The organism is Hymenobacter psoromatis (assembly GCF_020012125.1).
GTDB classification, from domain to species: domain Bacteria; phylum Bacteroidota; class Bacteroidia; order Cytophagales; family Hymenobacteraceae; genus Hymenobacter; species Hymenobacter psoromatis.
Genome location: NZ_JAIFAG010000001.1, coordinates 2,074,815 through 2,099,836 on the forward strand (window position 1 = coordinate 2,074,815; position 25,022 = coordinate 2,099,836).

Sequence of the window (25,022 nt, forward strand, 5' to 3'; positions counted from 1 at the left end):
TGAGCGCTTTAATACTATTCTACCCACCTCCTAAAGCCAGTTCGGCCACCGTGCCCCGGCCAAGCTCCGAGCGCAGGGCGAGCGTGCCGCCGTGCAGCGTGGCAATGCGCTGGGCCAGCGCCAGCCCTACCCCGTGCCCCCCTACCCCCCGCACCGCCGCCGACCGGAAAAACGGCTGAAACACCAGTGCCAGGTCCTCGGGCGCAATGCCGATGCCGGCATCGGCTACGCGCACCGTGCAGGGCCCGACCGGCGCGCAGCGCAGGCTCAGGAATACCTTCTGGTCGTCAGCTGAGTATTTGAGGGCATTATCCACGAGGTTGCCTAGGGCGCGGACCAGCAGGGCGCGGTGACCCGGTACCACGAAGGCGGCGGGGTCGGCGGGCAGGTCGGCCAGCTCGCCCAGGTCTACCTGCACGCGCGCGCGCTGGGCGGGGGCTACCCCCTCGCGCACCTCCCACAGCAACTCATCGAGGCGCACCTCGTCGGTGAGTGGTACGCCGCCCTCCGTTTGGGCCAGGTCCAGCATATTGTTAATCAGTACTTTGAGCTGCTGCAACTCCACTAGTACCGAGGCCGCTCCTTCGCGCAGGCTTTCGGCCGCGCGCTCGCGGGCCAGCAGCACCTGCAATTCACCGATGCTGGCCGTGAGGGGCGTGCGTAGCTCGTGCGAGGCATTGCGCACGAAGGTGCGCTGGCCCTCAAAGCTGGCTTCGAGGCGCGCCAGCAGCCGGTTGAAGGTGCGGGCCAGGCGCGTGAGGTCGTCGCGCTCGCTGGTGCGCAGCGTGCCCTCGTCCACGCGCTGGTGCAGGTCCTGGGCCGTGATGCGGTCCACCTGGTCGTTTAGGGCCGCGATGGGGGCCAGCGCCCGGCCCGCAAACACCCGCCCTACCCCATAGATAACGAGCAGGCTCACCACGAAAATTATGCCCATTATCGTGGCCAGGCTTTGCAGCCGGTGGCGGCCGTACACGTTCTCGGCGGCGGCCACTATAATGTAATCGCCCTGGTTATCCTGGTAAAATATTCCTATCGCCTGCCGCTGGCCCAGTTGAAAATAGTATTCCTTATTGGCCACGATGCGCGCCAGCACCGCGTCGGAGAGCCGCACGCGCTCATCTTCGGCCACGAAGCGCACCCGGCCAGCGGCATCGTATACCTGTAAAATCTCATTGCTGAGCGACTGCAAGTACTTTTTTTCAAAGTCCCGGAAAGCGCCGGCCCGCATCTCGTCCTTTTCCAGGTAGATGTAGCCCGTTACCTGCGCCCGCTCGCGCAGCCGCTGCTGAAACTCGCGCCGCGTCGCGGTTAGCTGCAACACAAATACGCTGGCCAGCACTCCCAAAAGCAGCACCGCCACAATACCTAAAAAGAGCCAGGTCAGCCGGTTGCGGATAGTCATATTTGTCAACGTGCTGATTACTTGAGATGCCTCTTACCAACCAGCACATCAGCCAATCAGCACATCAAAGAAATTATTCTTCCCGCATGACGTAGCCCATGCCGACTACCGTGTGAATCAGCTTTTTAGAGAATCCCTTGTCCACCTTATTGCGCAGGTAGTTCACGTACACGTCAATCACGTTGGAGCCCGCATCGAAGGAATCCTCCCAAGTATGCTCCGCAATTTCGCTGCGGCCCAGCACGCGGCCCTGATGGCGCAACAGCAGCTCCAGCAGGTTAAACTCGCGGGCCGTAAGCTTGATAGGCTGGCCGGCGCGGGTCACGGTTTTAGCGGCCGTGTCCACCGTTAAGTCGTCCAGGATGAGCTGGTTGCCCTTAACCGAGCGGCGGTCGCGGCGGCGGGTGAGGGCGCGCACCCGCGCCAACAGCTCCACAAAGTCGAAGGGCTTCACCAGGTAGTCGTCGGCCCCCCCATCAAAGCCCAGCAGCTTGTCTTGCGTGGCACCCAGCGCCGTGAGCATCAGCACGGGCAGCTCCTGGTCGTGGGCGCGCACGGCGCGCAGCACCTCCAGGCCGCTCTGGCCGGGTAAGATAACGTCCAGGATAAGCAAATCGAACGCCTGACCCAGCGCCAGCCGCTGGCCAAAAATGCCGTCGTAGGCCACTTCTACCTCGTAGCCCTCCTCCTCCAGCCCCCGCCGAATGAAGGCCGACACTTTGGGCTCGTCCTCGACCACTAAAATTTTGGTTGACATGCTAGGGTATAGGGTAAGATTTAGCTTGCCGCTAAGCGTATTTACTGCGCTGCGCCTAGCATCTTTTTTGTAAGTAATTTTTAATAACGCCCGGCAAGCTAAAGCTTACCCTCCATCTTTAGTCGTCTTCATAATCCAGGCCGAGGCAGCTGTTGAGAGCCTGCTGCAACTCGCTGGCAGCGTGCAGCTGACCGGCTTTTCGGCTCACTACCAAGCCTTTGCGATACACCTGTTCGGCTTCGTCCTTTTTGCCGAAGCCTTCGAGCAGCTTGCCGGCGTGGTAGTAGGTGCCTACGTAGTCGGGGTGCTCGGTCAGCAGCTTTTCGTAAAAATCCCAGGCCCGTAGGGGTTCGTCGGCCCGGTACTCGGTGGCCAGGGCGTAGATAGTAAACGGGTCGGTGGGGTCGGCTTCATAAAAAGCTAACAGCTGTTGGAGGCGACTAGGGGCACTCATGGAAAGGACTTTAAACTATCTTTGGGACAAAATTGCGACTTTCGGGGCGCATTCCGGTTATCAATGGGGTCGAACGACCTTTTTAGGCTTAGCAACTGTTATGCAAGCCGACTACTTTCGCATATTCCCCTCACCCTACCCCTGCTAAATGAAGTTTCTGGTTTGCATCTCCAACGTGCCCGACACGACTACCAAAATCACTTTTACGCCTGATAACAAAGAGTTTAATAAGGCCGGGGTGCAGTTCGTTATTAATCCTTGGGACGAATACGCCCTGACCCGTGCTATCGAGCTGAAGGAGGCTAACCCCGGCAGCACCGTAACGGTGCTCAACGTGGGCGAGGCCGATACGGAGCCTAATATCCGTAAGGCGCTGGCCATCGGGGCCGACGATGCCATTAGGGTGAACGCTGCGCCGAAGGATGCTTTTTTCGTGGCCGAGCAAATCGCGGCCGTTGCCAAAGATGGTGGCTACGACGTGATGCTAATGGGCAAGGAAAGCATTGACTACAACGGCTTTCAGGTGCACGGCATGGTGGGCGAGCTGCTCGGCATCCCGACGATAGCGCCCGCTATGAAGCTGGACATGAGCGGGAACACCGCCACGCTGGAGCGCGAGATTGAGGGCGGCAAGGAGATTGTGCAGGTGACTACCCCCTTTGTAGTCTCGTGCCAGCAGCCGATGTGCGAGCCCCGCATCCCCAACATGCGCGGCATCATGACAGCCCGCACCAAGCCCCTGAAAGTGGTGCCCCCTACCGCCGACGCGCCCCGCACCCAGGTGCAGGCGTATGCCCTACCCCCCAAGAAACAGGGCGTAAAGCTCATTGATGCTGAGAACGCCGGCGAGCTAATTAAGCTGCTCCGCAACGAAGCCAAGGTAATTTAAGGAGTTATGAGTTAAGAGTTGTTTCTATGCACTCCCGGACTCGCGCTTTTCAACTCATAACTTTTAACTCATAACCCCAACGATATGTCAGTTTTAGTAGTAGTAGAATGCGATAAGGGCGAGGTGAAAAAGTCCTCGCTCGAAGTGGCGACCTACGGCGCGCAGCTCGCGGCGCAGCTTGGTACCACGGCCACGGCCATCGCCGTGGGCGAAGCCACCGAAGCCAACCTGGCTCAGCTCGGCGAGCAGGGCATCGCGAAGGTGCTTTACGACAAGGAGCCACGCCTGAAGGACTTCGTGAACAATGCGTATACCAAGCTTATTGCCACGGCGGCCCAGCAGGAAGATGCGAAGGTGATAGTGCTGGCCAACAGCAACATCGGCGCGGCCGTGGGCTCGCGCCTGTCGGTGCGACTGCAAGCTTCGCTGGCCACCAACGTGGTAGAATTGCCCCACACCGAGGGTGGGCAGTTTGTGGTAAAGCGCGGCGCGTTTTCGGGTAAGGCGTTTTCGGACGTGGTGCTCAGCGGCGAGCGCAAGATTATTGCTGTGAAGAAAAACTCGCTTGAGGCCAAGCACGAGGCCGGCCAGACGGCCACGGTAGCCGATTTCTCGGCTCAGCTCACCGACGCTGACTTTGCCGACGCGCCCAAGCAGGTGGTGATGCAGGACCAGGCCGGCGGCGTGCTGCTGCCCGAGGCCGCGCTGGTGGTGAGTGGGGGTAGGGGCATGAAAGGTCCCGAAAACTGGAACCTCATCGAGGACCTGGCCAAGGCGCTGGGCGCGGCCACGGCCTGCTCGAAGCCGGTGAGCGACGTGGATTGGCGGCCTCACCACGAGCACGTGGGCCAGACGGGCATCACGGTATCGCCCAACCTGTACATTGCCTGCGGCATCTCGGGAGCCATTCAGCACTTGGCGGGTGTCAACTCGTCGAAGGTGATTGTGGTCATTAATAAAGACCCGGAGGCTCCGTTCTTTAAAGCGGCCGATTACGGCATTGTGGGCGACGTGTTCGAGGTGCTGCCCAAGCTTACGGCGGCCGTGAAGGCCCTGAACTAAGCAGCTTTTGCCAAGCCCGGAACGTCATGCCGCGCTGGTCGGGGCATGGCGTTCTTATTTTTCATCTTTACCGTACATTCCAGGAGTTTCAGGAGCCGTTTTCGGCTATCGTTGCTTTATTTGCCGTAGAGAATCCTATCCTATCCCGTTTCCCGGACCTGACCGTCCTTGCGACCCTTGAAAAAAATACCGCTCGAAATTCTGGGCCTGTCCTCCTCGCAGTCACAGTCTGGCTCTTTTGCCCTCATCTTGGGTGAGAAGCACGGCAACCGCCGCCTACCAATTATCATTGGTATGTTTGAGGCGCAAAGTATTGCCATTCAGATTGAGAAAATCAGCCCTAACCGGCCCCTCACCCACGACTTGTTCAAAGCTTTCGCTGAGCACGTGCACGTGGCTATTATTGAGGTAGTTATCTCCGATTTGAAGGAAGGTGTATTCTACTCACGCATCGTGTGCTCCGACGGGGCCACCACGTTTGAGATTGATGCCCGGCCCTCCGATGCCATCGCCATCGGCCTGCGCTTCGGGGTGCCGATTTTCACGGTCGAGAGCGTGCTGAGCGAAGCCGGCATCATCCTCTCGGACATGGACGAAGCCAGCGAGGAGGACGATGATGACGACCGCGACGAGGACGACGACGAGGACGCGCCCCGCCCTACCACCCCCCGCGCCACCGAGGCCCGCGACCCCAGCGGCCAGGTGTCGCTCGATGAGCTGACCAAGATGCTGGCCCAGGCCCTCGAAAAAGAAGACTACGAGAAAGCCGCCAAAATCCGCGACGAGCTCAATAAGCGCAATGGTTGATTGAGGTGCTAAGGTGCTGATTAGTTGATGTGCTGATGAGAGGAAGGTCGCTTACCAGTGGTAGGGGACACCTTTTATCAGCACATTTCCGCATTCAGTACCTTAGCGCCCCATTTAGTCAGCATCTCAACCAGTCAGCACCTTAGCACATCAAATATGTTATCCGTATCGCAGCGTGGGCAAGACATGCCCGTATCCCCGTTTCGCAAGCTGGCTCCTTTTGCGGAGGCTGCCAAGCAGCGGGGCCGGCATGTGTTTCACCTCAATATTGGCCAGCCCGACATTGCTACCCCCCCGGTTTTGTTTGAAGCCGTGCGCCAGGCCGATATTAAAGTGTTGGCTTACAGCCACGGCGCGGGCACCGACAGCTACCGCCAGAAACTGCGCGCGTACTACCACCGCGCGGGCATCGAGGTCGGTACGGAAGAGATATTGGTGACGACGGCCGGCAGCGAAGCCATTTTGTTTGCGCTGCTTACGTGCCTGAACCCTGGCGATGAACTGGTAGTGCCGGAGCCGTTTTACGGTACCTACTCGGCCTTTGCTATTGCGGCGGGCGTCACGATTGTGCCCGTCACGGCCAGCATCGACGATGGCTTTGCCCTACCCCCCCTGGCCGACTTTGAGGCGGTTATTACGCCGCGCACGAAGGCCATTCTGCTCTGCAACCCCAACAACCCCACGGGCTATGTGTATAGCCGCGCCGAGCTGGAAGACCTACTGGATTTGTGCCAGCGCTACCAGCTATTTCTGCTCTCGGATGAGGCGTACCGCGAGTACTGCTACGATGGCGCGCGCGCCACGAGCGCGCTCAACCTGGCGGGCGGCGAAGACTACGTGGTAGTGCTGGACACGATTTCCAAGCGTTACAGCGCCTGCGGGGCGCGGGTAGGCTCGCTGGTAACGCGCAACCCGGACGTATTCCAGACCGCCTACCGCTTCGCCCAGATGCGCATTAGTCCGCCCGGCCTGGGCATGCTGCTGGGCGAGGCTGCCGTGGCACTGCCCGAAAGCTACTTCGACGAGAACCGGGCCGAGTACCAGGCCCGCCGCGACCTCACGGTGCGCCGCCTGCAAGCCATGCCCGGCGTGCGCTGCCCCGTGCCGGGCGGTGCGTTCTACGTGATGGCCGAGCTGCCCGTGGATGATGCCGAGCGCTTCGGCGAGTGGTTACTCACCGATTTCAGCTACCAGAACCAGACGCTGATGCTCTCGCCGGCCAATGGCTTTTACCAAACGCCCGGCCTGGGCTGCCAGCAGGTGCGCCTAGCCTACATCCTGAACTTGCGCGACCTCGACGCGGCCCTGACCTGCCTGGAATATGCGCTACTGGCCTACCCCGGCCGCACGCTGACGGAAGAAGTGCTGACGGAACCCGCGGTCAGCTTCAGCTTACCGGAGGCAAATTAATTAACTCCTAAAAGGATGGTTGTCATCCCTACCCCCCATGCAAACCACCACTGCGCCGCCCGCCGCCGCTACCCACGACTACTCGGCCGCCATGCGCATCTGGCATTGGGGCAATGCCGCGTTGGTATCGGGGCAGCTGCTCACCATTCTGTTTCTGAAGGTTATCGTGAACGCGCGCGGGGCGGTGCCCGAGTTGCAGGCGGCGCTGGCCAAGAGCGGGGGTAGCCTGACGCCGGAGCAGGGCCGGGCCGTGGCGCACGTCATCAGCGACCGCATCTGGACCTGGCACGTGTGGATAGGCGTAACGCTGGCCGCTTTCTGGCTGTTCTGGACGGTGATGCAGGCCCTGGACCCGGCCGGTCGGCGCTTCGGGGCGCGACTAGTAGCGGCGGCGCGGCGCTACAAGCTAGCCGCCCCGGCCGAACACGCCGATGCCCGGCACGACCTCCTGGCTAAGCTGACCTACGCGGCTTTTTACCTGTTTATTACGATTATGGTCGTGACCGGGCTGGTATTGGTTTTCGCCGATGACGTGCCGTTTTTACATACTATTGAGCACACAACCAAGGAGATTCACAACGTAACGATGTACTGCATTATTGGCTACATGGTGCTACACGTGGTGGGGGTAGTGTGGTCGGAGGTGACTGGCGAATACGGCTTAGTATCGCGCATGGTGAGTGGCGCGGAACGTGCGCAAACCCCGCAAGACTAATAACAAACGCTAGTTAGGTTGGCAAAGGCCGGAGTAACTTTGCGGCTCTCCCTGCTCCCACCCGCCATGCTCAAAACGAAAAAATCGGCTAAGCGCGAGCTGATTCTGACCGAAGCAGCCAAGCTTTTTAAGGACCGGGGCTACAGCGGCACGTCGATGCGCGACCTGGCCGGGCAGGTAGGCATGGAGGCAGCGAGCATGTATAACCACATCAAGTCGAAGGACGAGTTGCTGGATACCATCTGCTTTCGCATCTCGGACACGTACATCTCGCAGCTTCAAGATATTGAGCAGCAAGGCATTCCCTTCAGTGAGAAGCTTAGCTCGCTGGTGCGGCTTCACATTCGGCTGATGGTGGAAGACGGCGCGGCCGTATCAGTGGCCAACCACGACTGGAAATACCTGCTCGAACCTCGCCTCACCGAGTTCAAGCAGGCCCGCAAGACCTACGAAAAGGGGTTTGCCTCGCTGATTGAGGCGGGCATCGCAACAGGCGAATTTCGGCCCATCAACGTATCGGTGGCACTGTTCACGGTGCTGTCGGCGGTGCGCTGGGTGGAATTGTGGTACCGCCCCGGCCGCGGCCTGAGCGCCGAGGAGTTGGAAAGCAATATTCTGACCGTGCTGCTGGGCGGCCTAGAGCAGCGCTAAGCGGTTGGAGCACAGCTGATAATTGGCTTACGCACAACCTTATTGGGAATTATGGGGTACATAGCCGGAAACCATTTTTTCCTTTTCCCATGAAATTCTCCTTCCTGCTGCTGGCTGCTGGTTTGTTCACCATCAGCGCGGCCTCGGCCCAGACTACCCCGGCCTCACCGGGCACGGCTACCCCTAGCACCGTACCCAGCGGCATGCCGGCCCAGGCCGCTGACCCCAACGGAGCTGTAAGCCCCGGCCAGGTTTTTACCAAAGGCGCGCCCCAAGACAACACGGGCGATAAAAGCATGAGCCACAAGCACATGAAAATGCGCAAGCACGGCAACGACTCGATGTCGGACGACAAGAGCAAGATGAAAGCCAAGTCGGAATAATAACCTACCCCCTGCCAACTGCTAAAGTCGGCTTTACTACCAGCTTTAGCGGACCATTTTTACGCCACCGGTCCGGTCGCGGCTCCTCGCGAGCGGCGGCCGGACCAGTGGCGTGTTTTGTTATCCTAAAAATCGTGAGGGTCTTTGACAGGCTTGACTAGCTTCTTTTTCTCAGGGGCGACCACTTTTTGTCCCGTCATGGATACTTGCAGGTCGGCCATCAGGTGGCGTGCGTCGCGGGTGGCGGCTATTTTCAGGTCGGTCCAGGGCTTTTGGCTACCCAGGCCTGCGTAGCCGAATAAGTTAGCTTTCTCTTGTTCGAGGGGGCCACCGGCTTTCATGTTGAGCGTGCCGCCAGCGGTATGCATTAGGTTGGTAAGCTGGTATTTGTAGCGTCCGTCCTTAACGTAAATCGTGAGTGTGTGCCGGACCGCGCCCGCGTACACGGGGCGCGGCACCCCCTGGAAGTCCCGGTAGACCACGGCGGGGCGGGCCCCGTGAACCAGCAGCTCACCCTGGGCCGGCTGCCGCGCAATGGTATCGGCGGGGGTATAGGTTTTGGCTACCCAGGCGGCAGCGCGGGCGTAAAGGTCGGCCTCCTCCACGCCCGGCACCGGTACTACGCCCTCGTAGGTAATACGCTGGGTCTGCGGGTCGAGGGGTAGTGGGTCAGCATCGGCGGGGTCGTAGTCGGTAAGGGCTGCGGTGGGCATCGTGTACAAAAAGCCTTCCCGCTTGATGACGACCCACCGGGGCGACAGCTGTTGCACCACGTCGGCTTCGGCTTGGCTAGGCAAATAAAGGCTGGTCCGCCGGGCCGTGTCGGCATACGAGCGGTAGAGCGGCGCTCTTTGCGGCCCTACATGGTAAGTGAGGGGCGGCGAGATGAGCGCTGGCGTTTGGGCGACGGCGGCCAGCGGCAGCACCCCGAGCAGCAAGCATAGTTTCATACGAAAAACCGGATGGGCAAATAGCTAAAAACCCCCGTTTCCGGCCGGAAATGGGGGTTCTGGTAGAGAGGATGGGATTCGAACCCACGATAACCTTTTGGGCTATACACACTTTCCAGGCGTGCTCCTTCGACCACTCGGACACCTCTCTTTTTGTGGTAGTGGGGCTGCAAAGATAGGCAGGAAAGGGCAGTGCAGCGTAAGCTCTACAACGTAATCTCACCGCGCAAATTCTGGCTGAGTAGCTGGCGGGTTTCGGTTTCATTCAGGCCCAGGCCGAGCACGAACATGAGCTTGGTAATGGCCGCTTCGGTCGTGATGTCGTCGCCGCCTATCACGCCCAGGCTGGCCAGGCCGGCGCTGGTTTCATAGCGGCCCTGCACTACCCTACCCTCCTCACACTGGCTCACGTTGAGCACGTACACCCCCCGAGCATACGCCTTTTCGAGGCAGCTCAGGAACCACGGCGCGGTGGGCGCGTTGCCCGAGCCGTAGGTTTCGAGCACGCAGCCGCGCAGGCCAGGCACGCCCAGCACGGCCCCCACCACGGCCTCCGTAATGCCCGGAAACAACCGCAGTACGGCCACTTTTTCCTCCAGGTTTTGGTGCACCCGCAGGCGGGCGGCGGGCAGTAGGCGAATGTTTTTATCGTTAAAATCGAGGCTGATGCCGGCGCGAACTAGCGGCGGGTAGTTTTCGCTCTTGAACGCGGCAAATTGCTGGCTCTCCACCTTTTTAGCGCGGGTACCGCGGATGAGCACGTCGTTGAAAAACACGCCCACCTCGGGCAGGCGTACGGTATGGGCGCGCGGGTGGCGGGCAGCAGCTATCTCCAAGGCTGTGAGCAGGTTGCGAGTAGCATCGGAGCGGGTGCGACCCACCGGCACCTGCGCCCCGGTAAACACGACGGGCTTACCCAGGTGTTCAAGCAAAAAGCTGAGCGCCGCCGCCGAGTACGCCATCGTATCGGTGCCGTGCAGAATTACAAAGCCGTTAAAATTAGCATAATGCTCGCTAATGAGCCGGGCCAGCCGCAGCCAGTCGGCGGGCGTTACGTTGCTGCTGTCGATGGGCTGAGGCAGGGCCAGCAGCTCCAGGTGGTAGGGCAGCTTGCGCAGCTCGGGCATGCGGCGGCCCAGCTGGCTGAAGTGCATGGGCACCAGCTGCTGCTGGCGGTTGATGGCCATGCCCACCGTGCCACCCGTGTAGAGGATGAGCAGGCGCGGAGCCGCCGCATCGGTGGCCGCGGCCGTGGGCAACGTCAGCAGAGGTAAGGCAGATTCGGCGCTCATAGGGAATGAAGAAACAAGAGGTAAAAACGCGGCAAGGACCGGATGGAATAATTCCTCCTTCCAAAATTCCTCATTCATGGCTCCAGCCGGAACAGCTCGCGGGCGGTGCGGGTGGTGGCTTCGGCCACGGCCTCGGGCGACTGGCCCAGTAGCGCGGCCACGCGGTGCAGCACTAAGGGCAGGTAAGCGGGCTCGTTGCGCTTGCCGCGGTAGGGCACGGGCGCGAGGTAGGGGCAGTCGGTTTCGAGTACCAGGTGCTCCAGGCTTACGTGCGGCAGTACCCTATCCAGGCCGCCGTTTTTGAAGGTGGCCACGCCGCCGATGCCCATTTTGAAGCCCAACGCGATAACGCGCTCAGCCTCGGCCAGGCCGTCGGAAAAGCAGTGGAACACACCGCGCAGTGTGCCATCCTGCGCCTCGGCCACCAGCGCATAGGCTTCCTCAAAGGCCGAGCGGGTGTGTAGTACGATGGGCAGGTCGTACTGCTTGGCCAGGCGCAGCTGCGTGCGCAGCGCTTCTTGCTGCTGCGGCAGATAGGTTTTGTCCCAATACAAATCGATGCCGCACTCGCCCACCGCTACGAAGGGCCGCTGGGCGAGCCAGCTTTCCACTTCTTGCAGGTCCTTTTCAACGTTCGGCCCCACTGAGCAGGGGTGCAGGCCCATCATGGCGTAGCAGGTGGCCGGGGCAGCGGCCTCCAGCGCCAGCATGGCCTCGATGGTCGAGTGGTCCACATTGGGCAGCAGAATAGTGCCTACCCCGGCCGCCACGGCCCGGTGCAGCGCCTCGGCCTGGTCGGCCCGAAACTGCTCGGAATAGAGATGCGCGTGGGTTTCGATGAGGTTCATTATTGATTATTACTAGCTTATTGCTGATTGTTAATTAGTAGTATTTGCTTGCTGATTATTGACAGTTAATTATTAACTATTTAATTAATAATTAACTGTCAATAATCAGTAAGCAACTAGCCCACAACTCAGGCGCTGGTACGGGATGTCACCTTTGTAAAAAATCTCGCCCGCGGGTAGCAGGCCGAAGCGCTGGTAAAAAGGCAGGGTATTGTGGCGGGCATCGCACCAGAGAGTGTGCGCGCCCTGGGCGCGGGCCACGGCCAGCACGTGCCGCAGCAGCGCCGTGCCCAGGCCCCTACCCTGCCAAAGCGGCTCAGTGGCAAACTTGCGGAAGCGCGCCGTGCCATCGGGCCCGATGAACAGCGAAATTACCGCTCGCAACTGGCCGCCCACCACGGCCCCGAAATGCTGGCCGGCGTCGTCGTCGGGCAGGTGCACGTAGGCCGGTAGCTTATCGGGCCACAGCACGGCGTGGCGCAGGGCGTAGGTTTGGGCCGCTTCGAGAGGCTGAATGATAATTGCTGCCGGCGGTGGGCTCATGCGGATGTAGTTGAGTGGTTAGTCAAAATGCCGTCCCTTCCAGATTATACCTTGCTCACCAACTAACTTTTTACTAAACAAGCTAATAAGCAGCACCAGCGAATACAGCTCGAACGCCGGCAGCAGCCAGGCGGCCGGCGCGGCCTGGCCGGCGCGGCGGCTGGCAGCCAGCGCCAGCGCGTAGTGAGCAGCCACCCGCAGGGCCATCGCCGCCAGCGCCAGGCCCGGCCGGCCGGCCAGCGCCAGGCCCAGCACCGCCAGCCAGTAACCGCCGTAAAACACCAGCCCCGCCCGCACGTGCGCCGGCAGCGCCGCTACCCCCCGCAGCCAGCGCCGCCGCTGCCGCACCAGCGCCGCCCACGAGCCAGCCGGCAGCGACACCGCCCGCACGGCCGGCCCAAACAGCTGCCGGTAGCCAAAGCCACGGGCGTTTACGGCCTCAAACAGGGCAAAATCTTCGGTGACGGAGAAGGGCAGGGCCTCGTAGCCGCCGGTGGCGCGGTAGGCAGCGCGGGTCACGAGCATGTTGTTGCCCATCGCCGTGAGGGGCTGGCCGGCCTCGGTGCCCACCTGGATGAGGGCCAGCGCCAGCAGCCAGTCGAGGCCCTGCAAACGGGCCAGCCAGCTGGGGCCAGCCACCACCGTGAGGCCCGTGACGGTGCCCACGCCGGGCGCGGCGTGGGCCAGCAGACCCGCCACCCAGGTGGGGGGTAGGGCAATATCGGCATCGGTAATGAGCAAGTAATCGGCAGTGGCGAGGCGGGCCAGGTGGGCCAGCACGTTGGCCTTGCCGCGGGCCTGGCCTAGGTTTTCGGTGATGGGGATGACTTGAAAATCACCCGCGAAGCCCTGCATAGCGGCCTCGGCCACGGCGCGGGTGCGGTCGGTGCTAGCATCGTCGCCGACGAGCACTTGCAGCAGGTGGGGGGGGTAGGCCAGGGCACGGACGCTGGCCAGGCAGCGCGGCAGAGCGGCTTCCTCGTCGCGGGCCGCGATGAGGATACTCACCCGCGGCCAGGGGGTAGGCGGCACCACCGGGGCGGGCGTGCCGCGCCGGGTAGCCAGCCGCCAGGTGGCGTAGGTCAGCAGCAGCAGCCAGAGCAGACAGTAACAGGAAGCAAAAATCAGCACTTTCCAGAGGCGCGAGAACGCGGGCAAAGGTAGCCGGCCACCCGCCCGGCCGCCGCTCGCCCTACCCGCCAACGTGAAGAGCGGGTTGGTATAGTTGAAAAAAAAAGGACCCACCCGGTAACCGGGTGGGTCCTTTTTTAGCGGGAAAACTTCGGCTAATGCACCGGGTTTTCGGCCAGCACCAGGAAGCCGCAGCCGGTCAGGTCCAGGAACTTAGCCTCATCGGGCCGGATAACGCGCAGGTATTCCGCGTCGGTGAAGACCTTGCCGATGTCCTCGGGGGTGTTGAACCAAAGCTCGGTGGTGCCGTCGTAGGCGGGGGGCGGCAGACCGGGCAGGTCGAGCGGCAGCGTGTGGCCCTGCACGTAGCGGCGCACGTATTGCTGCACGGCGGGTATCGATATGAACAGGGGCGCGTGCTTGGTTTGGTGGTATTGCACGAATTCTTCGTGGCTCAGGTCCGCCCGCTTACGCAGGAGAATGGTGAATTTAATCATGCTGATACTGAGTGAGTGATAACCATCGCAAAGGTCCGCCCGCCCCGCCCGCCCTACCGTTGACGTTGGTTAAGAACGCTCGCCGGCCTACCCCTTCTTTTGGCTGAGCCGGTGGCGGATGCGGCTCAGCGACTCGGGCTGCACGCCCAGGTAGGAGGCCAGCTGCGCCTGCGAAATCTGGGTCAGCAATTCGGGATACTGCTGCCGCACGTATTCGTAGCGCTGCGTCGGGGTGTAGAATTGCAGCAGCTCCACCCGCTCGTTGAGCTGCTGGTACACGCGCTCGGCCATCAGGCGGCCTACGCGCTCCCAGGCGGGCGACTTGCGGTAGAGCTGCTGCACCAGCGCGTGGGGTAGGGCCAGCACTTCGGCCGCCTGCACGGCCTGCCAGGCGTAGCGCGAGGGCTGCTGGGTCAGGAAGCTCTGGAAATCAGTCAAAAAGCCATTAGCCCCGGTAAACCGGCAGTTCACCTCGTGTCCATCAGGACCCACGTAGTACATCCGAAAAAAGCCGGTCGTCACGAAAAAAACGGCCTCGCACACCTGGCCCGCTTCGAGCAAATGCGCGCCCTTAGCCACGGCGCGCGGCTCCACGTGCGGCAGCAGCCGGGCAAAATCCTGGTCAGACACGGGCCAGAGCCCGTTGAAGAAAGCGTGCAGCGGGTGCATAGCCGGTAAGGTAGCTTGGCGCGCCACTACCGCCGCCGCATCAGCTTTACAAAGCCGCCAGCTCGTAGCCCAGCTCGGTATAATATGCCAGCAGCTGGGGCAGCAAAAACCGCAGCGAGCGGCTGGCCTTGCGCGAGTCGTGCAGCACCACGATGTCGCCAGGCCGGGTGGCGGCCAGCGTCAGGCGCAGCGCGCGTTCGGGGGGTAGGCCGGGGTCGTAGTCGCGGGTTAATAAGGACCACATGACGACGCGGTACTCCCGCGCCCGCAGCGCCCGCAGCAACGGCCAGGTGAGGCGGCCGTAGGGTGGGCGAAAGAGCTGCGCTGCATTGGGAATTGGGAAGGAGGAAGGAGGAGCTACTTCGGCAGCGGTCACAGTATTGCCAATGGCTGTTGAGGCGGACACCAGCCTTATCAATTCTCCACTTCTCCTTGCCAATTCTAAACTTCCCTCACACTCGGCCACGCTGGCCAGGTAAGCGGCGCGGGGCGTATTCCAGGCGCTGCGGTGGTGCTGGGTATGGTTGCCGAGGCGGTGGCCGGCGGCCAGCGTAGCGCGGGTGATTTCGGGGTAGCGCGCCAGGTTATCGCCCACGCAGAAAAACGTGGCCCGCGCTCCGTAAGCGGCCAGCTGCGCCAGCACCCAGGGCGTCTCGTCCGGCACGGGGCCGTCGTCAAACGTGAGGTAGAGGCGCGGCCGGCCCGTGGGGCCGGCCGGCGCGCCCCGCCACTCGCTGCCCGGAAACAACGGGTGCAGCCAGGCCGGCGGGCGCGTGAGCGGATTAGAAAACAACAAAACGTAACCGAAAGGAATAACCAGGGGTAAACCAGAAAGCTTTAACGCTGGCGTGCAAACTTACCGCTTCAATGCATAATTCGTCATTTTTAATTCCTACTTCAAAAAGCCATGCCCCGCAAGTCCTTCTCCGACCTCATCAACAGCCCCGGCATGCCCGTGCTGGTTGATTTTTATGCCGACTGGTGCGGCCCCTGCAAAACGATGGCCCCGATTCTGAAGCAGGTGGCGGCCCAGCACGAAGGCAAGCTGCGCATCATTAAGATTGACGTGGATAAGAACCAGGCCGTGGCCCAGCAGTTTCAGGTGCAGAGTATCCCTACCCTCATTCTCTTTCACAAGGGCCAGCCGGTGTGGCGGCAAGCGGGCGTGGTGCCCGCCCCGCAGCTAACGCAGGCCCTGGGCGCTTACTTATAAAGCGGGGGGTAGGGCGCGCGGGGCATTACCCACTAATACGCCGCCCGACAAACTAAAGCGCGGAGGCCGACGTTGGCGCAAAACCTGCCCGCCGGCCTTTCCTTTGCGCTATGACCCGAGCTATTTTAGTACGCAATTTTATAGTATTTAGCGCTTTATTTTTACTCTTCCCCACCTTCGGCCAAGCCCAACACGTGCTGACCGGGTTGGTGCGTGGGGCCGATGGCACGGTGCTACCCGGCGCTACCGTGTCCGTGCCTGCCCTAGGCCTGGGCACCGCCACCGAGGCCGATGGCCGGTTTAGCCTGAGCCTGCCCGAGGGACCGCAGCAGGTGGCGGTGTCATTCGTGGGCTACACTAGCCAGACGCTTCGCGTTAATCTGCGTCACAATCAGCAACATACCTTTACCCTGGCCCCGGCCACCAGCGAGCTGGGCGAGGTCGTCGTCAAGGGCCAGCAAACGCTGCGCGAAAAGTTACAATCGACCCAGATGGGCGTCGAGCACCTCAGCATCCGCGAGGCCAAGCTGCTGCCAGCGCTCTTCGGCGAGGTCGATATCCTGAAAACCCTGCAGCTCAAGCCCGGCGTGCAGAGCAGTGGTGAGGGCACTACCGGCCTGTTTGTGCGCGGCGGCTCTTCCGACCAAAACCTGGTGCTCGTGGATAACGCGCTGGTATACAACCCTAACCACTTGTTCGGGCTGTTTTCGGTCTTTAACTCCGATGCCGTGCAGAGCGTGGATTTGTACAAATCGGGCTTCCCGGCGCAGTTCGGGGGTAGGCTCTCGTCGGTGGTCGATGTGAAGCTGCGCGAGGGCGACCGCCAGAAATACGTGACCACGGGCGGCATCGGCCTCATCTCGTCGCGCCTCAGCTTCGAGGGGCCGATTGCCAAGGGCAAAGGCTCGTTTATTGTGAGCGGGCGACGCACGTACTTCGACATTTTTACCCGCGCCCTCAACCGGGCCAACGCTCACAAGGAAGACTATTCGCCCATCCCGGATTACTATTTCTACGACTTCAACGTCAAAGCTAATTATACACTCGGCGCGAAGGACCAGCTGTTTTTTACGGGCTACCTGGGACGCGATATTTTCGGCTTTACTTCGCCCAATGGCTTCAAGGCCGCCTTTACGTGGGGCAATACACTGGGGGTAGGACGCTGGCAGCACGTCTTCTCACCCCAACTTACGCTGAATACGTCGGCCTCCGTCACCTCGTACAAGTACAATTTGGGCAATAGCTTGGACGAGTTCAGCTTTAATTTGGGCTCCAATATCCTAGACTACACCGCCCACGTCGATGCCGACTACCTGCCCAACGACCGACACGCTATTAAATTCGGGGCGCTGCTCACGCACCACAACTTCGGGGTGGGCCGCTTGCAGCGCAGCGCGCAGGATAACAGCTTCAACGTTAACTCCGATGTGAACTACACCGGCCTGGAGGGCGGCGTATACGCCACCGATAATATCAAGGTCAATGACCGGCTGCAAACCGAGCTGGGCCTGCGCTTGTCGGGTTTCCAGAGCGGCACCAACCACTACGGCGGCCTGGAGCCCCGCGCCGCTGTGCGGTACTCGCTCACCGACAACCTGGCCCTAAAAGGAAGTTATGCCCTTATGTACCAGTACGTTCACCTGGTGTCGAACTCGGGCGCTTCGCTCCCCACCGATATCTGGTACCCGTCGCGGCAGTCGGTGCGGCCCGAGCGCTCACAACAAGTGAGCACCGGCCTGAGCTGGCTGCTGGGCGGCGGCAAGTTTCTGCTCACCGATGAGGTGTACTACAAATGGGCTACTAACCAGATTGATTTCCGCGACGGCGCGCAGATTTTTGCTAACCCCAACCTGGCCTCGGAGTTCCTCTTCGGCCGCGGCTGGAGCTATGGCAACGAACTGTACTTAGAGAAGAAAACCGGCAAAACCACCGGCTGGGTCGGCTACACCCTGGCCTGGACCAAGCGCAATTTTCCGCCGCAGCTCGGCACTACGGGCATCAACAACGGCCAAGATTTCTACCCGAATTACGACCGCCGCCACAACCTGACGGTGGTCGTAATTCATCAGCTCAATACGCGCATCAGCCTCTCAGCCAGCTTCGTATACACGAGCGGCGCACCCACGACCCTGCCGCTGGGCCGCTTCGCCATTCAGGATATTTACCAGGGTAGCATCCGGGCCGTGCCCGTATACCCCGACCGCAACTCGTACCGCCTCATCCCCTACCACCGCCTCGATTTGGGCCTAGTGTATAAGCTGCGGCCCACGCACATCAACGGCGACCGCGACCTGACATTCAGCATCTATAATGCTTATAACCGGCGCAATGCGTACTTTATTTACTTCGACCAAGTTGTAAACAAAGCCACCGACCAGGTGACGGGCTACCGGGCGCAGCAAGTATCGCTGTTCCCGCTTATTCCCTCGGTAACGTACAATTTTAAGTTCTGACCACTGATTAACATGGATTTCACGGATTTTGTGGACGATTATTTTTTAGGGGATATGATTAGTAAGAAGGTTAATAAGTGGATGTGCATGTTGGCCCTAACCGGGGGGACAGGGCTACTGGCGGGTTGCAGCAAGCTGCAGAATGACGTGAACGTGCCCCTGCCCTACTACGCCAATCAACTCGTGGTAGAATGCTACCTGCAAAATGGCGAGATACCGCGCTTAACCATTACCGAGTCGGTACCGTACCTGGATGATGGTCAGGCCATTGCAGCAGGTTCGCAGATTCTTAAACTCTCGAACGGCCAGAACGTGCAGCTACCCACCGATGTGACCGTGACGCTGATGCTGCCCGGCGGGCGGCCCCTACCCCTACGCTTCCGGCCCGGCCTCGACAGCATCACGGGCAAGTACTACACCCACGTCGGCACCGCGCCACTGGTGGCACAGGCCGGGCAACAGTTCGGCTTTGATGCGCAGGACAAGCGCGGGCGGCACATCACGGCTACTACGCTGGTGCCGACGCTCATCCCTATTGACTCGGTAAAGTACAAATTTAATGACCTGACGGGGACCAATAAAAAGGCGTATTTTATGACTAAATGGACCGACCCCGGCGCGACTACCGACTATTACCGCTTGATGCTGCACAAGGGCAAGCCCGCCAACAACTCCGAAACCGACAGCGATATCTCCGACCAGCTCTTCAACGGCCAGCCCTACGCGCAGGTCACGTCCTACCGCTTCGCGCCGGGCGATACCGTGACGGCCACGCTTTATCACGTCGATTCGCTATACTATGCCTTCCGGCTCTCGGTGCGCGATGCGCGCAACGCCAACGGCAACCCCTTTTCGCAGCCCTCGGCCATCCACAGCACCGTGCAGGGCGGCCTAGGCGTGTTCACGGTGTTGGTGAGCGACCAGCGCCGGGTGGTTTTGAAGTAAGCTAGCCCGCCAGCACGGCCTTCAGGAGGGCCGTGAGGCGGGGCTCGGCCAGGGCGGCGGCGGCCAGAATATCGCTGATAACGACCGGCTTAAGCTGACCGGGGTAGCAGAGGTCGGTGATAACCGATACGGCCAGTACGGGCAGGCCCAGGTGGCGGGCGGCGATGACTTCGGGCACGGTGCTCATGCCCACGGCATCGGCCCCGATGGTGCGCAGGTAGCGGTACTCGGCGGGCGTTTCGAGCATGGGGCCGGGCACGGCCGCGTACACGCCGCGCTGGGTAGTGCCACCCTGCCCCAGCGCTACGGCCGCCGCGCGGGCGTGAGCCAGCAGGGCCGCGTCGTAGGGCGCGTACATGTCGGGAAAGCGCGGGCCCAGGCGGCCATCATTGGGGCCGATGAGCGGATTGCCGGGCAGCAGGTTGATGTGGTCGCCGATGAGCATCAAATCCGCGATGGCAAACTCGGGGTTCAGCCCGCCGGCCGCGTTGCTCACGAATAGCTGCCTGATGCCCAGCAGCTTAAGAACCCGTACCGGCAGCACTATCTGCGGCATGGAGTAGCCCTCGTAATAATGAAAGCGGCCTTGCAGCACGGCAACCGGCTGCCCGGCCAGGGTGCCCAGCAACAGCCGGCCCGCGTGGCTTTCCACCGTCGAAACCGGGAAGTTCGGGATATCGGCGTAATTGATTTCGTGCGCTACCTCCACTTCCTGGGCCAGCGCGCCCAGGCCCGTGCCGAGAATAATCCCGGTAGTGGGCTGAAAATTAGCGGAATGCGCCTGAATGTAGGCAACGGCTTCTTGGATGACTTGCAAGGGGGTAGGGAGTATAGAGGACTAAAATCGTCTGTCATGGCGAGCCTGCATTCCGCGCATCAAGCGGCGTCACTCGCACCAGAACGATATCCGAACGGCTCGTTCTGGTGCGAGTGACGCCGCTTGATGCGCGGAATGCAGGCTCGCTATGACGTTTTCTACTGTACGGCCAATCTATCGTCTTTGGTATTCGCGTCCAGATACAACCCGTGGTCAAGGGCCACACTGGCTACGGCCTTGCCGCCGGGCACGGTGATGGTAGCCTGGTGCTGGTTGTCGCGCCACAGCGCCGGGGTGCGGTGCACGGTGTCGGTGCTGCCGTCGGCGTAGGTCACTTTGAGGTCCACGGGCACGGCGAAGCCGCCTACATTTTGGATGGTAATAACCGTGCCCTGGGCCGTTTTATCGGCTTTGGTCAGGGCCAGGTCGATGTAGTTATTCGTGAAAAACCAGTTCTGGAAAAACCAGTTTAGGTCCTGGTTCGAGGCACTGCTCATCGAGTTGAAATAATCCCAGGGAATGGGGTGCTTGCCATGCCAGCGGTCCATGTAGGCGTGCAGGCTGCGCTTGAACACCTCATCGCCCAGCATATCCTTGAGCGCCAGATAGCTGAGTGAGGCTTTGCCGTAGGAATTATTGCCGTAGCCGGCCTTTAGCTCGCTGCTGGGCGTGATGATGGGCAGGTCCTCGGCCGTGCTGGGGTCGTTGATGTAGCGCGTCACGCGGAAGCGGCGGTAGAAGTCATCAGCCGCCTTGTCGCCGTTCTCAACCCGCCCAATGAGCAACTCAAACGTAGTGGCCCAGCCCTCATCCATGAAGGCATAGCGGCTTTCGTTGATGCCCATGTAGAACGGGAAATACGTGTGCGCAATCTCGTGGTCCTGCACCAACTGCGCGAATTTCAGGTCCTTCTGCGGGCTGTCGTTCACCATCATCGGGTACTCCATATCGGCCGAGCCCTGCACCACCGTCATCTTGGGGAAGGGGTAGGGCACGCCCGGCCAGTTGCGCGAAAACCAGCCCAGCGCGTTCTGGCTGAACTTTACGGAGGACCGGAAATCAACCGTCGAGTCCACGTAGGCGGCCTGCACGCTGGCCCGGCGCTTGGTGGCGGGGTCCACGACCACGCTGGCCCCGTCCCAGACGTAGTGGTCGCTAAGCGCCAGCGTCACGTCCGAGATGTCGTTGGCCGTCCAGACCCAGGTGTTGGTGGGCTGCTGGGCGGTGATGTTTTTCCTGGCCAAATCGGCGGCGGTGGCGATGTGCAGCACCTCCTCGCTGGTCATGGACTTGGCCAGGCGCTTAGCGAAAGCGGGCTGGAGCACCTGCTTCGGGTTTTGCAGCGTGCCGGTGGCCCACACGAGGTAGTTGGCCGGCACCCGCACCCGCAAGGTGTAGTCGTTGAAGTCGTTGTAAAACTCTTTGCTGTCCACGAAGGGCAGCCGGTCCCAGCCGTTGTAGTCGTCGTAGACGGATACGCGGGGGTAGAAGTAGGCCAGGAAAAATGTAGTTTTATCCAGCATACCCTCCCGGCCGCTTTCCAGCGAAATGGGGAAGTGCCAGCTAAAGGCCAGCCGCACCGAGTCGTGGGGCAGCAGCGGCCGGGGCAATGCCACGGTTTGGGCGGTGGCCCCGCCGCGGGCGGCGTAGGGCCGCGCCTGCCCATTCACGGCAAAGGAATCAATTGCCACGCCGGTGGTTAGGTAATCGGGGCTGGCGTCGCCGTCGCGGGATACGCCGGGCTGGTGAATATTTTGAATCAGCCTAATTACCAGGCTTTTGAGCGTATCGGGGCTGTTGTTGAAGTAGGTTATCGTCTCGCGGCCCTTGATGTCGCGGGCGGGGGGTAGGGCCTGCACCGTGATGTCGTAGCGGGCGCGGTTCTGCCAGTAGTGGGGGCCGGGGCGGCCGTCGGCGGCGCGGGTGCCTTTCTCAAACGCCCGCTTGATGTCGCGGGGCTGATAGAGCGGCGTTTGGGCGCGGGCGACGGGGGTAAGGGCGGGGAGGAAAAGGGCTGCGAAAAGTATTTTTTTCATGCTGGCAAGGTAAAAACGAGAATCGTTTGTCATTGCGAGTAAAGCGAAGCAATCCTCCCGCCGGGGGTAGTAACTCCAACGAGGCGAACGACAAGGAAAGATTGCTTCGCTTTGCTCGCAATGACAATCAGCATTTATCTTATTTCCAGCTCATACGGCAGCCGCGCCTGCACGCCGCGCATCTGCAGCAGCTGCTGATACTGGCGCACGGCGGGGTAGAGCGGGCCGAGCTGCGCCTGCAGGGCGCGGGCCTGCGCGGCGGCCTGGTCGTCGTCGTCACCACCCGTAAAGCGGCTGAGGAGCTTTTGAACGGCTGTTTTCTGGCGGGGTAGGCGCTGCACCTGATAGTCACCGGGCTTGAGGTGGGCGCGGGCGGCGGCGATTTTCAGCGCGTCCTCATACGAGCCGAGCACGTCCACGAGGCCGATTTTCTTACCCTCAGTGCCACTCCACACGCGGCCCGAGGCGATGCGGCGCAAACGCTCGACGGGCATGTGCCGGCCCTGCGCGGCCTTGGTCGTGAAGTCGGCGTAAATAGTATTGACTTCCAGTTGCAGCTGCTGCTTCTCGTAGGGCGAAAGGGCGCGGGTGATGGTGGGCAGGTCCGAGAATAGGCCGGTTTTCACGCGGTCCACCGTAATGCCGAGCTTATCGGCCAATAGCGGCTGAATGTTGGGCAGCACCCCGAACACGCCAATACTGCCCGTGATGGTGTTCGGGTGGGCCACAATGGTATCGCAGGCCATGCTGATGTAGTAGCCGCCCGAGGCTGCCACGTCGCTCATGCTGGCAATTATCGGCTTCACCTTTTTGGTCAATACCACTTCGCGGTAAATAATATCGGAGGCCAGCGACGAGCCGCCGGGCGAGTTTACGCGCAGCACCACGGCCTTTATTTTATCATCGAGCCGGGCCTTACGGATGGCTTCGGCAAACTTGTCGCTGCCGATATTATCGTCCGAGCCGCGGCCCGTCACGATATCGCCCTCGGCATAGATGACGGCGATGCGGTTGCCGCTGCTCTGGCCCTCAGAGTCGGTTTTGCCGTCCTGGTCCTGGTAGTCGCCGAGGGTGATGAGGCCGGGCTTATTGTCGGCTTTCAGGCCCAGCTTGCCGCGCAGGTAGTCCTGCACCTCATCAAAATAGCCGAGCTTGGTCACCAGTTTTAGCCGGAGCGCGTCGGGGGCGTTGTGCACCAGCATCGAGTCGGAGATGACGTGCAGGCGGGCCAGCGGAATCTGGCGGCTGGCGGCCACCTGGCTCAGCATGTGGTCGTTGAGGGCGTGGAGGTAGGTAACGGTCTGGTAGCGGGCCGAATCGGAGAAATTTTCCCGAAAGAACGGCTCCACGGCGCTTTTGAACGAGCCCACCCGGAAAATGTAGGGCTCGATGCCGGCCTTGTCGAACAGCCGCTTATAAAACATCACCTCCGAGCTGAGGCCGTTGAATTCGAGCGTGCCCTGCGGGTGCAGGTAAATCTGGTCGGCCACCGACGAGAGGTAGTAGCTTTTCTCGGACGCGATTTCGTGGTAGGCCACGATGAACTTGCCGCCCTTCTTAAAGTCCAGCAGCGCGTCGCGGATTTCTTCCAGCGAAGCCATGCCGCCCTGCACCACTTGCAGGTTGAGCAGAATACCCTTGATGTCGTCGTCGGTTTTGGCCCGGCGAATGACGTCGCGCAATTCTACCAGCCCAATTGTGGCCTGCGCCCCGCCGAGGGGGTTTAGGTCGGCGCTTTCCCTACGCTCCGAAATCGGCTTGTCGAGCTTTAGCTCCAGCACCGAGTTGGCGGCCACCGTTTTGCTGGGGCCACTACTATCGATGGCCGCCGCCAGCCCGGCCAGCAGCACGAAGCCCAGCACCGAAAACACGAGCAGACCCACGACGGTAGCCAGCACGAACTTGAAGAATTGTCTCATAGAATCGCAGATTAAGCGAATTTCGCAGATGCGGGCGGCGCGAGAAGGCACCGGGCGGAAAACGCGCGGCAAGATACAAGCCGGACCGAGGCGGGCCGGGCAGTTGAGGCAAACCGGAGCGAAAAGGCCGACGGGACCATTTTTAGGGATTAGCTTATTCTGATATTTTTTATAAGAAAATACAGGGGGAAATTTACCAGGTCCGTTTCCTTCGCAGCTTGCGGCCTGAATTGCTCAGCAACAGCCCTGTGCCGAGGCTTATGGTCGGGTTTGGGGGGTAGGGAGCACGGAGCTAGCGCCACCGCAACCCCGCCGGGTACCAGGCCAAAGCCAACTGATTAGTAAGCCCTTGCGTAGGGGCTCGCGGTCCTATCATTCATCAACCAACCGCTATTTTGGTTAAGTTCGACACGCTCTCCATCGTCATTCCGGTTTATAACGAGGCGCGCACCATTCACCAGATTTTGGATTTGCTGCGCGAACTGGAGCTGACCAATCACATTCGGAAGGAAATTATTCTGGTCAACGACTGCTCGACCGATGAATCGGCCGCCGTCATTCGGGCCTACGCCGCGCACTACCCCGAGCTGGGCCTGCGCCTGCTGGAGCACCCGGTGAACCAGGGCAAGGGCGCGGCCCTGCACACGGGCATCCGGCAGGCCACCGGCGACTACGTTATCGTGCAGGATGCCGACCTGGAATATGACCCCGAGGAGTATAACCTGCTGCTCAAGCCCATTCTAAAGGGCTTTGCCGACGTCGTATTTGGCTCGCGTTTCATGGGCGGCAACCCGCACCGCATCCTGTTTTTCTGGCACAGCATCGGCAACGGCGTGCTCACGTTTCTCTCCAATATGTTCACGGACCTGAACCTGACGGACATGGAAACCTGCTACAAGCTCTTCCGGCGCGATATTATTCAGGGCCTGAAACTGGAGGAAAAGCGCTTCGGCTTCGAGCCCGAAGTCACGGCCAAAGTGGCGCGGGTGCCAGGCGTGCGCCTCTACGAAGTGGGCATCAGCTACTACGGCCGCACCTACGCCGAGGGCAAGAAAATCGGCTGGCGCGACGGCTTCCGGGCCATCTACTGCATCCTCAAATATGGCCTGCTGGGCGCGTAAGGCAGGTTTTGGCTTGTCGTAAGGAATGCGTGGCAAGCTTCGGCTTGCCGTTTTAGCC

At 61.0% G+C, this 25,022-nt stretch carries 25 protein-coding genes and 1 tRNA gene; 11 read left to right on the plus strand and 15 right to left on the minus strand.

Annotated elements, in window-relative coordinates:
• Positions 1-19: 19 nt before the first annotated feature.
• The 3 genes from LC531_RS08925 to LC531_RS08935 all read right to left on the minus strand — a co-directional run bounded on the left by LC531_RS08925 (position 20) and on the right by LC531_RS08935 (position 2,613).
• Positions 20-1,402, minus strand: a complete 1,383-nt coding sequence (locus LC531_RS08925; protein ID WP_223649954.1) for a sensor histidine kinase — start codon at positions 1,400-1,402, stop codon at positions 20-22.
• Positions 1,403-1,475: 73 nt separating this feature from the next.
• Complete coding sequence (locus LC531_RS08930) at positions 1,476-2,159, minus strand: response regulator transcription factor (RefSeq protein ID WP_223649955.1); 684 nt, start codon at positions 2,157-2,159, stop codon at positions 1,476-1,478.
• 118 nt (positions 2,160-2,277) lie between these two features.
• Positions 2,278-2,613 (minus strand): tetratricopeptide repeat protein, encoded by a 336-nt coding sequence (locus LC531_RS08935; protein ID WP_223649956.1) that lies wholly within the window; start codon positions 2,611-2,613, stop codon positions 2,278-2,280.
• Positions 2,614-2,761: 148 nt separating this feature from the next.
• On the opposite strand from LC531_RS08935, the gene LC531_RS08940 reads away from it, so the two are divergent.
• The 7 genes from LC531_RS08940 to LC531_RS08970 all read left to right on the plus strand — a co-directional run bounded on the left by LC531_RS08940 (position 2,762) and on the right by LC531_RS08970 (position 8,530).
• Positions 2,762-3,502 (plus strand): electron transfer flavoprotein subunit beta/FixA family protein, encoded by a 741-nt coding sequence (locus LC531_RS08940; RefSeq protein ID WP_223649957.1) that lies wholly within the window; start codon positions 2,762-2,764, stop codon positions 3,500-3,502.
• An 84-nt stretch (positions 3,503-3,586) separates the two neighbouring features.
• Complete coding sequence (locus LC531_RS08945) at positions 3,587-4,564, plus strand: electron transfer flavoprotein subunit alpha/FixB family protein (RefSeq protein ID WP_223649958.1); 978 nt, start codon at positions 3,587-3,589, stop codon at positions 4,562-4,564.
• A gap of 177 nt (positions 4,565-4,741) precedes the next feature.
• On the plus strand, positions 4,742-5,371 hold the full coding sequence (locus tag LC531_RS08950) for a bifunctional nuclease family protein (RefSeq protein ID WP_223649959.1): 630 nt from the start codon (positions 4,742-4,744) through the stop codon (positions 5,369-5,371).
• A gap of 156 nt (positions 5,372-5,527) precedes the next feature.
• The gene (locus LC531_RS08955; protein WP_223649960.1) at positions 5,528-6,781 is read left to right on the plus strand and encodes a pyridoxal phosphate-dependent aminotransferase; all 1,254 of its coding nucleotides are present in this window, start codon (positions 5,528-5,530) and stop codon (positions 6,779-6,781) included.
• A 37-nt stretch (positions 6,782-6,818) separates the two neighbouring features.
• The gene (locus LC531_RS08960) at positions 6,819-7,496 is read left to right on the plus strand and encodes a cytochrome b/b6 domain-containing protein (RefSeq protein WP_223649961.1); all 678 of its coding nucleotides are present in this window, start codon (positions 6,819-6,821) and stop codon (positions 7,494-7,496) included.
• Positions 7,497-7,562: 66 nt separating this feature from the next.
• A complete protein-coding gene (locus tag LC531_RS08965; RefSeq protein WP_223649962.1) occupies positions 7,563-8,147 on the plus strand; it encodes a TetR/AcrR family transcriptional regulator in 585 nt (194 codons plus the stop codon).
• Between the two features lie 89 nt (positions 8,148-8,236).
• Positions 8,237-8,530 carry a hypothetical protein gene (locus LC531_RS08970; RefSeq protein WP_223649963.1) on the plus strand — a complete coding sequence of 98 codons (294 nt, stop codon included), beginning with the start codon at positions 8,237-8,239 and terminating at the stop codon, positions 8,528-8,530.
• A gap of 125 nt (positions 8,531-8,655) precedes the next feature.
• Here LC531_RS08970 and LC531_RS08975 read toward each other — a convergent pair whose 3' ends face one another.
• From LC531_RS08975 to LC531_RS09020, 9 genes are all read right to left on the minus strand, one after another.
• On the minus strand, positions 8,656-9,480 hold the full coding sequence (locus LC531_RS08975; protein ID WP_223649964.1) for a DUF4468 domain-containing protein: 825 nt from the start codon (positions 9,478-9,480) through the stop codon (positions 8,656-8,658).
• Between the two features lie 60 nt (positions 9,481-9,540).
• Positions 9,541-9,631: transfer RNA gene (locus tag LC531_RS08980), tRNA-Ser, on the minus strand.
• A 55-nt stretch (positions 9,632-9,686) separates the two neighbouring features.
• Positions 9,687-10,772 (minus strand): asparaginase, encoded by a 1,086-nt coding sequence (locus LC531_RS08985; protein WP_223649965.1) that lies wholly within the window; start codon positions 10,770-10,772, stop codon positions 9,687-9,689.
• A 74-nt stretch (positions 10,773-10,846) separates the two neighbouring features.
• The gene (locus tag LC531_RS08990; protein ID WP_223649966.1) at positions 10,847-11,620 is read right to left on the minus strand and encodes a TatD family hydrolase; all 774 of its coding nucleotides are present in this window, start codon (positions 11,618-11,620) and stop codon (positions 10,847-10,849) included.
• Between the two features lie 105 nt (positions 11,621-11,725).
• Complete coding sequence (locus LC531_RS08995) at positions 11,726-12,163, minus strand: GNAT family N-acetyltransferase (protein WP_223649967.1); 438 nt, start codon at positions 12,161-12,163, stop codon at positions 11,726-11,728.
• A gap of 18 nt (positions 12,164-12,181) precedes the next feature.
• Positions 12,182-13,408 carry a glycosyltransferase gene (locus LC531_RS09005; protein WP_332874887.1) on the minus strand — a complete coding sequence of 409 codons (1,227 nt, stop codon included), beginning with the start codon at positions 13,406-13,408 and terminating at the stop codon, positions 12,182-12,184.
• A 41-nt stretch (positions 13,409-13,449) separates the two neighbouring features.
• Positions 13,450-13,791, minus strand: a complete 342-nt coding sequence (locus LC531_RS09010; protein ID WP_223649968.1) for an EthD domain-containing protein — start codon at positions 13,789-13,791, stop codon at positions 13,450-13,452.
• An 87-nt stretch (positions 13,792-13,878) separates the two neighbouring features.
• Positions 13,879-14,460 (minus strand): Crp/Fnr family transcriptional regulator, encoded by a 582-nt coding sequence (locus LC531_RS09015; RefSeq protein WP_223649969.1) that lies wholly within the window; start codon positions 14,458-14,460, stop codon positions 13,879-13,881.
• A gap of 46 nt (positions 14,461-14,506) precedes the next feature.
• Positions 14,507-15,256, minus strand: a complete 750-nt coding sequence (locus tag LC531_RS09020) for a polysaccharide deacetylase family protein (RefSeq protein WP_223649970.1) — start codon at positions 15,254-15,256, stop codon at positions 14,507-14,509.
• 111 nt (positions 15,257-15,367) lie between these two features.
• On the opposite strand from LC531_RS09020, the gene trxA reads away from it, so the two are divergent.
• The 3 genes from trxA to LC531_RS09035 all read left to right on the plus strand — a co-directional run bounded on the left by trxA (position 15,368) and on the right by LC531_RS09035 (position 19,071).
• Positions 15,368-15,673 (plus strand): thioredoxin, encoded by a 306-nt coding sequence (trxA, locus tag LC531_RS09025; RefSeq protein WP_223649971.1) that lies wholly within the window; start codon positions 15,368-15,370, stop codon positions 15,671-15,673.
• A 110-nt stretch (positions 15,674-15,783) separates the two neighbouring features.
• A complete protein-coding gene (locus tag LC531_RS09030; protein ID WP_223649972.1) occupies positions 15,784-18,126 on the plus strand; it encodes a TonB-dependent receptor in 2,343 nt (780 codons plus the stop codon).
• Positions 18,127-18,138: 12 nt separating this feature from the next.
• Positions 18,139-19,071, plus strand: coding sequence for a DUF4249 domain-containing protein (locus LC531_RS09035; protein ID WP_223649973.1), 933 nt, complete (start codon positions 18,139-18,141; stop codon positions 19,069-19,071).
• A gap of 1 nt (position 19,072) precedes the next feature.
• On the opposite strand, the gene LC531_RS09040 is transcribed toward LC531_RS09035, so the two are convergent.
• The 3 genes from LC531_RS09040 to sppA form a co-directional block, all read right to left on the minus strand.
• Positions 19,073-19,888: a purine-nucleoside phosphorylase gene (locus tag LC531_RS09040; RefSeq protein ID WP_223649974.1), complete on the minus strand. Its 816-nt coding sequence runs from the start codon at positions 19,886-19,888 to the stop codon at positions 19,073-19,075.
• A gap of 158 nt (positions 19,889-20,046) precedes the next feature.
• Positions 20,047-21,924 (minus strand): M1 family metallopeptidase, encoded by a 1,878-nt coding sequence (locus LC531_RS09045; protein ID WP_223649975.1) that lies wholly within the window; start codon positions 21,922-21,924, stop codon positions 20,047-20,049.
• A gap of 134 nt (positions 21,925-22,058) precedes the next feature.
• A complete protein-coding gene (sppA, locus tag LC531_RS09050) occupies positions 22,059-23,843 on the minus strand; it encodes a signal peptide peptidase SppA (RefSeq protein ID WP_223649976.1) in 1,785 nt (594 codons plus the stop codon).
• 395 nt (positions 23,844-24,238) lie between these two features.
• On the opposite strand from sppA, the gene LC531_RS09055 reads away from it, so the two are divergent.
• Positions 24,239-24,964 carry a glycosyltransferase family 2 protein gene (locus tag LC531_RS09055; RefSeq protein ID WP_223649977.1) on the plus strand — a complete coding sequence of 242 codons (726 nt, stop codon included), beginning with the start codon at positions 24,239-24,241 and terminating at the stop codon, positions 24,962-24,964.
• Positions 24,965-25,022 lie beyond the last annotated feature (58 nt).

Bases quoted from the DNA above. Each gene is read 5' to 3' on its own strand.
- LC531_RS08925 (WP_223649954.1), bottom strand. From the start codon at position 1,402: ATGACTATCCGCAACCGGCTGACCTGGCTCTTTTTAGGTATTGTGGCG.
- LC531_RS08930 (WP_223649955.1), bottom strand. From the start codon at position 2,159: ATGTCAACCAAAATTTTAGTGGTCGAGGACGAGCCCAAAGTGTCGGCC.
- LC531_RS08935 (WP_223649956.1), bottom strand. From the start codon at position 2,613: ATGAGTGCCCCTAGTCGCCTCCAACAGCTGTTAGCTTTTTATGAAGCC.
- LC531_RS08940 (WP_223649957.1), top strand. From the start codon at position 2,762: ATGAAGTTTCTGGTTTGCATCTCCAACGTGCCCGACACGACTACCAAA.
- LC531_RS08945 (WP_223649958.1), top strand. From the start codon at position 3,587: ATGTCAGTTTTAGTAGTAGTAGAATGCGATAAGGGCGAGGTGAAAAAG.
- LC531_RS08955 (WP_223649960.1), top strand. From the start codon at position 5,528: ATGTTATCCGTATCGCAGCGTGGGCAAGACATGCCCGTATCCCCGTTT.
- LC531_RS08960 (WP_223649961.1), top strand. From the start codon at position 6,819: ATGCAAACCACCACTGCGCCGCCCGCCGCCGCTACCCACGACTACTCG.
- LC531_RS08965 (WP_223649962.1), top strand. From the start codon at position 7,563: ATGCTCAAAACGAAAAAATCGGCTAAGCGCGAGCTGATTCTGACCGAA.
- LC531_RS08970 (WP_223649963.1), top strand. From the start codon at position 8,237: ATGAAATTCTCCTTCCTGCTGCTGGCTGCTGGTTTGTTCACCATCAGC.
- LC531_RS08975 (WP_223649964.1), bottom strand. From the start codon at position 9,480: ATGAAACTATGCTTGCTGCTCGGGGTGCTGCCGCTGGCCGCCGTCGCC.
- LC531_RS08985 (WP_223649965.1), bottom strand. From the start codon at position 10,772: ATGAGCGCCGAATCTGCCTTACCTCTGCTGACGTTGCCCACGGCCGCG.
- LC531_RS08990 (WP_223649966.1), bottom strand. From the start codon at position 11,620: ATGAACCTCATCGAAACCCACGCGCATCTCTATTCCGAGCAGTTTCGG.
- LC531_RS08995 (WP_223649967.1), bottom strand. From the start codon at position 12,163: ATGAGCCCACCGCCGGCAGCAATTATCATTCAGCCTCTCGAAGCGGCC.
- LC531_RS09010 (WP_223649968.1), bottom strand. From the start codon at position 13,791: ATGATTAAATTCACCATTCTCCTGCGTAAGCGGGCGGACCTGAGCCAC.
- LC531_RS09015 (WP_223649969.1), bottom strand. From the start codon at position 14,460: ATGCACCCGCTGCACGCTTTCTTCAACGGGCTCTGGCCCGTGTCTGAC.
- trxA (WP_223649971.1), top strand. From the start codon at position 15,368: ATGCCCCGCAAGTCCTTCTCCGACCTCATCAACAGCCCCGGCATGCCC.
- LC531_RS09030 (WP_223649972.1), top strand. From the start codon at position 15,784: ATGACCCGAGCTATTTTAGTACGCAATTTTATAGTATTTAGCGCTTTA.
- LC531_RS09035 (WP_223649973.1), top strand. From the start codon at position 18,139: ATGGATTTCACGGATTTTGTGGACGATTATTTTTTAGGGGATATGATT.
- LC531_RS09045 (WP_223649975.1), bottom strand. From the start codon at position 21,924: ATGAAAAAAATACTTTTCGCAGCCCTTTTCCTCCCCGCCCTTACCCCC.
- sppA (WP_223649976.1), bottom strand. From the start codon at position 23,843: ATGAGACAATTCTTCAAGTTCGTGCTGGCTACCGTCGTGGGTCTGCTC.